General features: G+C 70.8%; 7 protein-coding genes. 6 read left to right on the top strand and 1 reads right to left on the bottom strand.

What is annotated here, in order from left to right:
- Positions 1–585: 585 nt before the first annotated feature.
- Entirely contained in the window at positions 586–1,509 is a 924-nt protein-coding gene (locus tag OEY_RS0126760) for a cation diffusion facilitator family transporter (RefSeq protein ID WP_010596800.1), read from the bottom strand.
- A gap of 209 nt (positions 1,510–1,718) precedes the next feature.
- On the opposite strand from OEY_RS0126760, the gene OEY_RS0126755 reads away from it, so the two are divergent.
- From OEY_RS0126755 to OEY_RS0126730, 6 genes are all read left to right on the top strand, one after another.
- Positions 1,719–3,710: a cytochrome c oxidase assembly protein gene (locus OEY_RS0126755; RefSeq protein ID WP_010596799.1), complete on the top strand. Its 1,992-nt coding sequence runs from the start codon at positions 1,719–1,721 to the stop codon at positions 3,708–3,710.
- A 134-nt stretch (positions 3,711–3,844) separates the two neighbouring features.
- Positions 3,845–4,771, top strand: a complete 927-nt coding sequence (locus tag OEY_RS29330) for a M23 family metallopeptidase (protein WP_010596798.1) — start codon at positions 3,845–3,847, stop codon at positions 4,769–4,771.
- A 37-nt stretch (positions 4,772–4,808) separates the two neighbouring features.
- A complete protein-coding gene (locus OEY_RS0126745) occupies positions 4,809–5,171 on the top strand; it encodes a BlaI/MecI/CopY family transcriptional regulator (protein ID WP_010596797.1) in 363 nt (120 codons plus the stop codon).
- On the top strand, positions 5,168–6,115 hold the full coding sequence (locus OEY_RS0126740; RefSeq protein WP_010596796.1) for a M56 family metallopeptidase: 948 nt from the start codon (positions 5,168–5,170) through the stop codon (positions 6,113–6,115). Before OEY_RS0126745 ends, OEY_RS0126740 begins: the two co-directional genes overlap by 4 nt.
- A gap of 110 nt (positions 6,116–6,225) precedes the next feature.
- The gene (ctaD, locus tag OEY_RS0126735; RefSeq protein WP_010596795.1) at positions 6,226–7,992 is read left to right on the top strand and encodes an aa3-type cytochrome oxidase subunit I; all 1,767 of its coding nucleotides are present in this window, start codon (positions 6,226–6,228) and stop codon (positions 7,990–7,992) included.
- A gap of 28 nt (positions 7,993–8,020) precedes the next feature.
- Positions 8,021–8,554 carry a hypothetical protein gene (locus tag OEY_RS0126730; protein WP_010596794.1) on the top strand — a complete coding sequence of 178 codons (534 nt, stop codon included), beginning with the start codon at positions 8,021–8,023 and terminating at the stop codon, positions 8,552–8,554.
- The last annotated feature ends 31 nt before the right edge of the window (positions 8,555–8,585 follow it).

The raw sequence follows: 8,585 nt of genomic DNA, 5'->3' as shown, positions 1-8,585 counted from the left end.
CCGTCACCCGCACCGGAGGTGTTCTCACCGTCAACCGATCCGAACAAATCACTGACCGCGATCGGCGGGATTTCGTCCGCTCGGGAGAATGAAGCCGCGTGAACCACCTCGGTCGCGGACGCGCCGGTAGTGTGCCCACCACTCAGACTCGACGCAGTCGTCCTTGGTGGCGCACATGTCACCGGTCGACTGCGCCGCTGTCGACGGTGCCGTGCCCGTCCCAGCCTTGCCGGTTCCATTGCCGGTCGTGCCAGCGCGGTCGGCGATCAGATCGACCAGACCTCACGGATCGCCGCGACCAGGGCTGCGGTGTCGTTGTCGGCCACCGGGCCGCCGGCGAAGCCCCACCGTGTGTGGGTGCGGTCCCCGAGGGTGTTCCACGCGGCGAGCCGGCCCTGCGGCCCGGCGCAGGGTGCGGGAGTTGTTCTTCGGCGGCGGCGATGCTGCGCTCGAGGGCGCGGACGCCTGCGGCGCGGGCGACGTGGCCGGCCTTGGCCTGCGCCCCACGACAGCGAACCTTCGCCGGGTTGTGCGATGCACCGTTGCCGGTATGCCCGAGGCCGGCCCACCGATCCTTGCGGTCGGTCACCATTGCAGTTCGCGGCAGCGACCTTCACTCTCAGGGGGCTCGACCTGCACGGTGGCGTGTTCGAGGTGGAACCGTTCGGCCAGCAGGGTTTGCGCTGCTGCGAGCACGGTAGTGGGATCAGCGTCGGGTTCGGTGGTCAGGTGGGCGGACGCGACCTCCATGCCGGAGGTCAGCGTCCAGATGTGCAGGTCATGGGTTTCTCGCACCCCGGGCACAGCGTCGAGTGCGGCGTTGACCTCGGTGACGTCGATGCGGGCCGGTGCCTGCTGGAGCAGGATGCCGAGTGCGTGGCGGCCGAGATTGTAGGCCCGCGGCAGGACGAACACGCCGATGGCGACACCGATGAGCGGGTCCGCGTAGCGCCACCCGAAGACCAGGGTCACCAGGCCGCTGACCAGCACGCCGACCGAGCCGAGCATGTCGGCGAGGACTTCGAGGTAAGCGCCGCGGACGTTGATGCTCTCTTGCGCACCCTTGCGCAGCAGCAGGAAGGCGATGACGTTCATGACCAGGCCGACCACGGCGACGAGGGTGACGGGTAGGCCGGGAACCTCCGGGGGGTCGGACAGACGCTGGACGGCTTCGTAGAGCACCCAGCCGGCGACGCCGAACAGCAGTGCGGCGTTCACCAGTGCGGCAAAGACTTCGGTGCGGTACAGGCCGAAGGTGCGGTCCGGCCGGGTGCGGGCACGTTGGGCGACGGTGATGGCGGTGACCGCCATCAAGATGCCGAACACGTCGGTGAACACGTGTGCGGAGTCGGAGATCAGGGCCAGCGAGGAGGTGGACAGGCCGACGGCGAGCTGGGTCACGAAGGTGGTCAGGCCGAGGGCGACGGCGATCCAGAGCCGGCGGACGTACCGGCCGGAGGCGCTGGCGGCCTGGGCGGGGGAGACGCCGTGTCCGTGTCCGTGGCTCATCGGTCTTCCTTTCGTCGACGCACAAGCGATCATATTGTCATATATGCATATGTGCAATCGTGGGGTGGCGGAGGCGGACCACGCCGGACAACTATTCTTCTTAGTATTTCGGCGGCGAGGTGCAGGTCTGCGGGTTCGGCCGGCGGGAACGGGCGAACGACAAACGAGGGTGAGGTTGTGCCGTGGCGAGCGCCGGGGACGGTAGAGCGGTGGTCGGGGCGATGCTCGGCTGGACGGCGGGCGCGGCTGTCGTGGCCACGATGCTGGCGGCGGTGTCGAGCACCGAGGTGTTGCGGTTGCTGGGGCTGCCGGATCCGGGGGCGCTGACGAGATACGGCCTACCGGCGGCCACCGCGGTGGGAGAGGTGTCCGCAGCGGTCATGGTGGGGTCGTTGCTGCTCGCGGCGGTGCTGGTGCCGCCGCAGCGCTCGGGGGTGCTCGATGTCGACGGGTACCGGGCGGTGCGCACGGCCGGGGCGGCGGCGGCGGTGTGGGCCGGGTGTGCCCTGGCGCTGGTGCCGCTGTCGTTGTCGGACACCTCCGGCCAGCCCGTGGGGGTGGTCTTCGCCGATCCGCTGCCGTTTCTGCGGGCGGTCGGGGAGATCGAGGTGGCCACCGCGTGGTTGTGGACGGCGGGGCTGGCAGCGGTGGTGGGTCTGGGATGCCGGCTCGTTCTGCGACACCGGTGGACGCCGCTGCTGCTGGTGTTGGCGGTGGCAAGCCTGATGCCGCGGGCGGTGACGGGGCATTCGTCGGCAGGGGGCTCGCATGATCTGGCCACCAATAGTCTGGTGCTGCACCTGGTGGCGGTCGGCCTGTGGGCCGGCGGGTTGGCGGCACTGGTGCTGCACACCGTCCGCGGCGGGGGGCATCTGGATCTGGCCACGCGCCGGTTCTCCGCGCTCGCGGCGGCGGCGTTCGTGGTGATGGCCGCGTCCGGGGTGGTCAATGCCGCGGTGCGGGTGCCGCTGGGACAGGTCTTCGACGGCGCCTACGGGTTCGTGGTGCTGGCCAAGGGGATGGCGCTGGTGGTGGTGGGCTGGCTGGGGTGGCGCCAACGCACCGTCGCGGTGACCGCGCTGGCCGCCGACCCGGCGGACCGGCGGGCGTTCACCCGGTTGGCGGTGGTGGAGTCGGCGGTGCTCGCGGTGACCGTCGGGCTCGGGGTGGCGTTGGGACGCACCCCGCCGCCGGTGGGGGAGCAGCGGGACCCGAGCCTGGTCGAGGAGGTGCTGGGCTACGGCTTGGACGGGGCACCGACACCGGTGCGCATGCTGACCGAGTGGCGCTTCGATCTGTTGCTGGGCACCGCTGCGGTGGTGCTCGCGGCGCTCTACCTGCTCGGGGTGCGCCGGGTACGGGCGGCCGGGGGGCGGTGGCCGCTCCGGCGCACCGTCGGGTGGCTGCTCGGATGTCTGGTGCTGCTGCTCGCCACGTCCTCGGGGGTGGGGCGCTACGCCCCGGCGGTGTTCAGCGTGCATCTTGCGGCCACCGCCGCGATCGCTGTCGTGGCCCCGTTGTGTCTGGTGCTCGGCGCCCCGCTCACCCTGGCGGCCCGCACGGTCCGCCCTCGGCCGGACGGGGCCGCCCCCGGGGCGCGCGACTGGCTGCGCGCGATGTATGCGAGCACGCCCGTCCGGGCGCTGACCCACCCCGCGGTGGCCGTGGCGGCGTTCGTGGGCACCTTCTATCTGCTCTACCTCGCCGGACTGTACGACGCGCTCGCCGGATCGCACGTCGCCCACGTACTGACCAACGTGTGGCTGCTGGCGGTGGGATCGCTGTTCTTCTGGGTGACCGTGGGCCTGGACCCGCTGCCGCGCCCCCCGGCGCCCACGGCCCGGGTGGGCGCGGCGGCGGTGGCGCTGGCGGCGTACGCCTTCTTCCTGGTGTCGGTGATCAACGCCCAGACCGTCGTCGCCGCCGAGTACTACACCTCGTTGCGGCGGGGGTTCTTCGACGACCTGGCCGCCGACCAGCGCCTCGGCGGCAACCTGGCATGGGCGGTGGGGGAGCTGCCGCTGCTGCTGGCGGCGGTGCTGGCGACGGTGCGCTGGGCCTCGGCCGACGAACGCCGCGCCCGGCGCCGCGACGAGCAGATCGACCGCGACGGTGACGAGGACCTGGCCGCCTACAACGCGATGCTGCGCGGACTGGACGGAGTTCGGGGCGAGGCGGACGGACCCGACCGGCGCCGCTGACCGCACGGCGCCCCGACCACGCCGCCGCGGGGCTCCACTGCCTCGTTGTTGAAACTATGCGGAATAGTAGTAATGTGTCGGTGTCCGTCACCGTTTCGTTATCAGCGAGCGGGTTCCTTCACAAGGATGCGATCTTGGCCCGACACCGCAGACCCGAGCCCGACCTCGCCTTCCCGGCCGTACCGCGTGCCGTGGATCAGGCCTCCTCGGGGCCGCTTCCCGTCGACGCGCCGGGCCGGGGCCCGGATGCGGACCACGAGGCCGCGGCGGTGCCGGCGCCGCTGACCGACCGTCCCGCACACACGGCGCAGGTCGGCCAGACGCCACCGCGGGGGCCGCTCGCAGCGACCCGGCGACCGGTGCGGGGGGCCCACCGCCGGCCCGGGGGCGGGGCCGGCGGACGAGTGCTGGCGGTGTCGGTGGCGGCCGGAGCGTTGTTGACCGCGGCGACCTCGAGCGCTCACGCCGCCACCGACGAGCACACCCTCGACCGGCGACAGGCCGATCCCGACGAGTCGACGGCGGCCGCGCCGTCGCAGGCCCCGCAGGTGTTGCAGGTTTCGCAGGTGCCGACGCTGGCGGATTTCGCCGACCAGCTCGAACGGGCCCGGGTGCGGGAGGAGCGCCGGGCGGCGCGCGAGGCCGAGGCACGGCGCCCGAAGACGCTGATGCCCGTCAGCGGCACGTTGACGTCGAACTTCGGGCCGCGGTGGGGCACGACCCACTACGGTCTCGACATCGCCAACACGATCGGCACCCCCATCGTCTCGGTCACCGACGGCACGGTACTCGAGGCCGGTCCGGCCTCGGGGTTCGGCTTGTGGGTGCGTATCCTGCAGGACGACGGCACCATCGGGGTGTTCGGCCATATCGACCAGGCGCTGGTGTCGGCGGGTCAGCGGGTGCGCGCCGGGGAGCAGATCGCCACCGTCGGCAATCGGGGCCAGTCGACCGGGCCGCATCTGCACTACGAGGTGTGGGCGTCGGACGGTCGCAAGGCCGATCCCATGGCATGGTTGAACGCACGCGGAGTTCCGGTCGTCCCGGATGCGCGTGCGTAGGTTCATCGATGATCGGCGAGTGTCCGCGAGGGGAGTCATGTACGGATTGGGGGGTCTCGAGGCCGAGGTGATGACCGAGCTGTGGTCGACCGACGAGCCGCAGTCGGTGCACGATCTGGTCGAGCGGTTGCGTGCTCGCAAGGAATTCGCCTACACCACCATCTTGACCGTGGTCACCCACTTGTACGAGAAGGGCTGGGTGCAGCGGGAGAAGCGCAGCCGCGCCTACTTCTATTCGCCCTCGCGCAGCCGGGAGGAAGCCACCTCCCAGGCCCTGCGGGCGCTGCTGGACAGCAGTGCCGATCCCAGTGCCGTGCTGCTGCACTTCGCCAAGACGGTGACCGACCGCGAGTACGACGCCCTGCGCCGGGGCTGGACCAGCCGGGCCCCCGAGCAATGACCTTGGCTCTGGTCCTGCTCCTCGGCGCCGCCCTGATCGCGGTGGCCGCGCCGCCGATGCTGCGCCGCGTGGCTGCGACCTCGCTGCCGCCGGGGATGGTGCTGGCGGCGTGGCTGGGCAGCCTGGCCGGGGCGCTGTTCTTCGGGGTCTCGGCGGTGATCATCTTGATCTGGCCCGATCATGCCCCGGCCGAGTCCGCGGTCGAGGCCCTGGTGCGGTGCCTGTCCGCGGTCTCGCACGCCATCCAACCGTGGATCACCGAAGTCCTCGCCGGGGCCGGGGCGTTGGCGTTGAGCGCCCTGGTGGCCCGGGCGGTGATCCTGGGCCGGCGACACGCCCGGGCGCAGGCCCGGCTGCTCGACTACCACCGCGAGGTGATCTCCATCGTCGCCCACTCCCGGGGGGACGATGTGATGTGGCTCGCGCACCCGATGCCGATGGCCTACAGTGTCGCCGGCCGGCCCGGCTTCGTGGTCGCCACCGACGGGCTGTCGCAGTGCCTGAGCAGCGGTGAGCGCGATGCCGTGCTCGCCCACGAGCGGGCCCACCTGCGCGGCAGCCATCACCGCCTCGTCAGCGCCTGCGACATTCTCGCGGCGGTGTTCCCGGCCGTGCCGCTGTTCGCCGCGGCCCCCTCGGCGGTCAAGACCCTGGTCGAGCTCACCGCCGACCAGCATGCCGCCCGCGCCACCAGCGCCGCCACGGTGTGCGCGGCGCTGGTGGCCGTCTCGGCCTCCCCGCTGCCGCAACCGGCCGGGACGTTGGGGCTGAGCAACGAGACGTCGCTGCGGCTGGTCAAGCTGCGCACCAGCTGGCGGATGCGGTGTCCGCGACTGTCGTACGCGGCGGCGGCGGCGTTGTCGATGGCCGTGCCCGCGGCGGCCGCGCTGGCCGGCCTCGCCACCGCCTCGGCCGGGTTGTGCCTGGTCCTGGCCGTGCTCTGAGGGGCGGCGGGCCCCGCACCGCCCCCAAATACTATTCTTCATAGTATTTGGGTAGGCTGTCGAGTGCCTCATCGTTGTGCGCTCGCGCAGAAACCCGGATCGGACAGCACATGACCGCTCTCGCTCCCCCACCCGTCCCCGTCGCCACCCGCCCGATGCCACCGCGGCGGGGCCGCAAGGGTGCCTTCGTCTACAAGATGGTCACCACCACCGACCCGAAGGTCCTGGGGCTGCTGTACCTGGTGACCTCGTTCGCGTTCTTCGCGATCGGTGGGGTGATGGCGCTGATCATGCGCAGCGAGCTCGCGGTGCCGGGAATGCAGTTCCTGTCCAACGAGCAGTACAACCAGCTGTTCACCATGCACGGCACGATCATGCTGCTGATGTACGCCACCCCGGTGGTCTTCGGCTTCGCCAACTACATCCTGCCGCTGCAGATCGGCGCCCCGGACGTGGCCTTCCCCCGGCTCAACGCCTTCAGCTACTGGCTGTACCTGTTCGGCTCGCTCATCGCCGTCAGCGGCTTCCTCACCCCCGGCGGCGCCGCGGACTTCGGCTGGACCGCCTACGCGCCGCTGAACTCGGAGCTGCACTCGCCCGGCATGGGCGCGAACCTGTGGATCGTGGGCCTGGCCGTCTCCGGCCTGGGCACCATCTTGGGCGCGGTCAACTTCGTGACCACCATCGTGTGCCTGCGCGCCCCCGGCATGACCATGTTCCGGATGTCGATCTTCACCTGGAACATCCTGATCACCTCGATCCTGGTCCTGCTGGCCTTCCCGCTGCTGACCGCGGCGCTACTGGGGCTGCTCTACGACCGGTTGCTCGGCGGCTACATCTTCGATCCCGGCAGCGGCGGGGCCATGCTCTGGCAGCACATGTTCTGGTTCTTCGGCCATCCCGAGGTGTACATCATCGCGCTGCCGTTCTTCGGCATCATCTCCGAGATCCTGCCGGTGTTCGCCCGCAAGCCGATCTTCGGCTACACCGGACTGGTCTACGCCACGCTCGGGATCGCGGCGCTGTCGATCGCGGTGTGGGCGCACCACATGTACGCCACCGGCGCGGTGCTGCTGCCGTTCTTCTCGTTCATGACGTTCCTGATCGCGGTGCCCACCGGCGTGAAGATCTTCAACTGGATCGGCACCCTGTGGAAGGGGCAGCTGACGTTCGAATCGCCGATGCTGTTCTCCATCGGCTTTCTGGTCACCTTCCTGTTCGGCGGGCTGTCCGGTGTCATCCTGGCGTCCCCGCCGCTGGACTTCCAGCTCACCGACTCGTACTTCGTGGTCGCGCACTTCCACTATGTGGTCTTCGGCACCGTGGTGTTCGCCACCTACGCGGGCATCTACTTCTGGTTCCCGAAGATGACCGGGCGCATGCTCGACGAACGTCTCGGCAAGTGGCACTTCTGGCTGACGTTCGTCGGCTTCCACGCCACGTTCCTGGTGCAGCACTGGCTCGGTAACGAGGGCATGCCGCGGCGCTACGCCGACTACCTGCCCGACGACGGATTCACCACGCTCAACATCGTCTCCACGCTCGGGTCGTTCGTGCTCGGCGCCTCGGTGTTGCCGTTCGTGTGGAATATCTTCAAGAGCTACCGGTACGGGCAGGTCGTCACCGTGGACGATCCGTGGGGCTACGGCAACTCCCTCGAGTGGGCGACGACCTGCCCGCCGCCGCGGCACAACTTCACCGAGCTACCGAAGATCCGGTCCGAGCGCCCGGCGTTCGAGCTGCACTACCCGCACATGGTGGCGCGGCTGCGCGCCGAGGCCCATGTCGGGCCGGGCCAGCACCGGGTCGAGGAACTGCCTGCGTCGCCGCAGCACGCGTCCGGGCCCGATCCCCGCACCGATCCGTCCACTCGGTGATCGTCACCACGGTCGAAGGAAGACGAGGATGCACCCCCACACCCCGGCGGTCGCCGTGCCGGCCACACCCCGCGCCACCGCGCTGCTGACCGACTGGCTGATCCGGGATCTGACCCCGCTCGTGCTCACCCATGCCGGGCTGCCGGATCCGCAGCGGCTGTCTCGGCTGGCGCCGGTCACCGGCGCGCACATCGCCCGTCCGGGCAAACTCCGCCGCCACGTACGCGCGCTCGAGCAGGTCCTCGTGCAGATCGAGGTGCATCTGCGGGCGGGTCTGCACCGCCGGCCACCGACGCCCCTGACGACCAGCTCGGCGCCGGCCGTACCGGGTGAGGTGCTCGAGGTGACCGGGCTGCTCGCCGGGGCTGTTGCCGAGCTCGGCAGCCCGGCCGCGGCTCTGGCCAACCGCACGGTGCTCACCGCGGCCGGGGTGATCGCGGCCGGAGCGGGCACGGCCGAGGCATTCGACAGCTGGTCGACCACGGCGTGGTCGTACTGCACCGTCGTCTCGCAGGTGTGGCAGGACGAACCGCAGGCCCGGCTGCTCGTCGACCCCCGATGACGCCCCCTGCCCGGGGCTGTCGGGCCCCGAA

This window comes from Rhodococcus sp. P14, from assembly GCF_000256505.1.
Taxonomy (GTDB): domain Bacteria; phylum Actinomycetota; class Actinomycetes; order Mycobacteriales; family Mycobacteriaceae; genus Rhodococcus; species Rhodococcus ruber.
The sequence above is the reverse complement of the archived record's forward strand: the minus strand, read 5'-3'. Positions and strand labels throughout refer to the sequence as shown.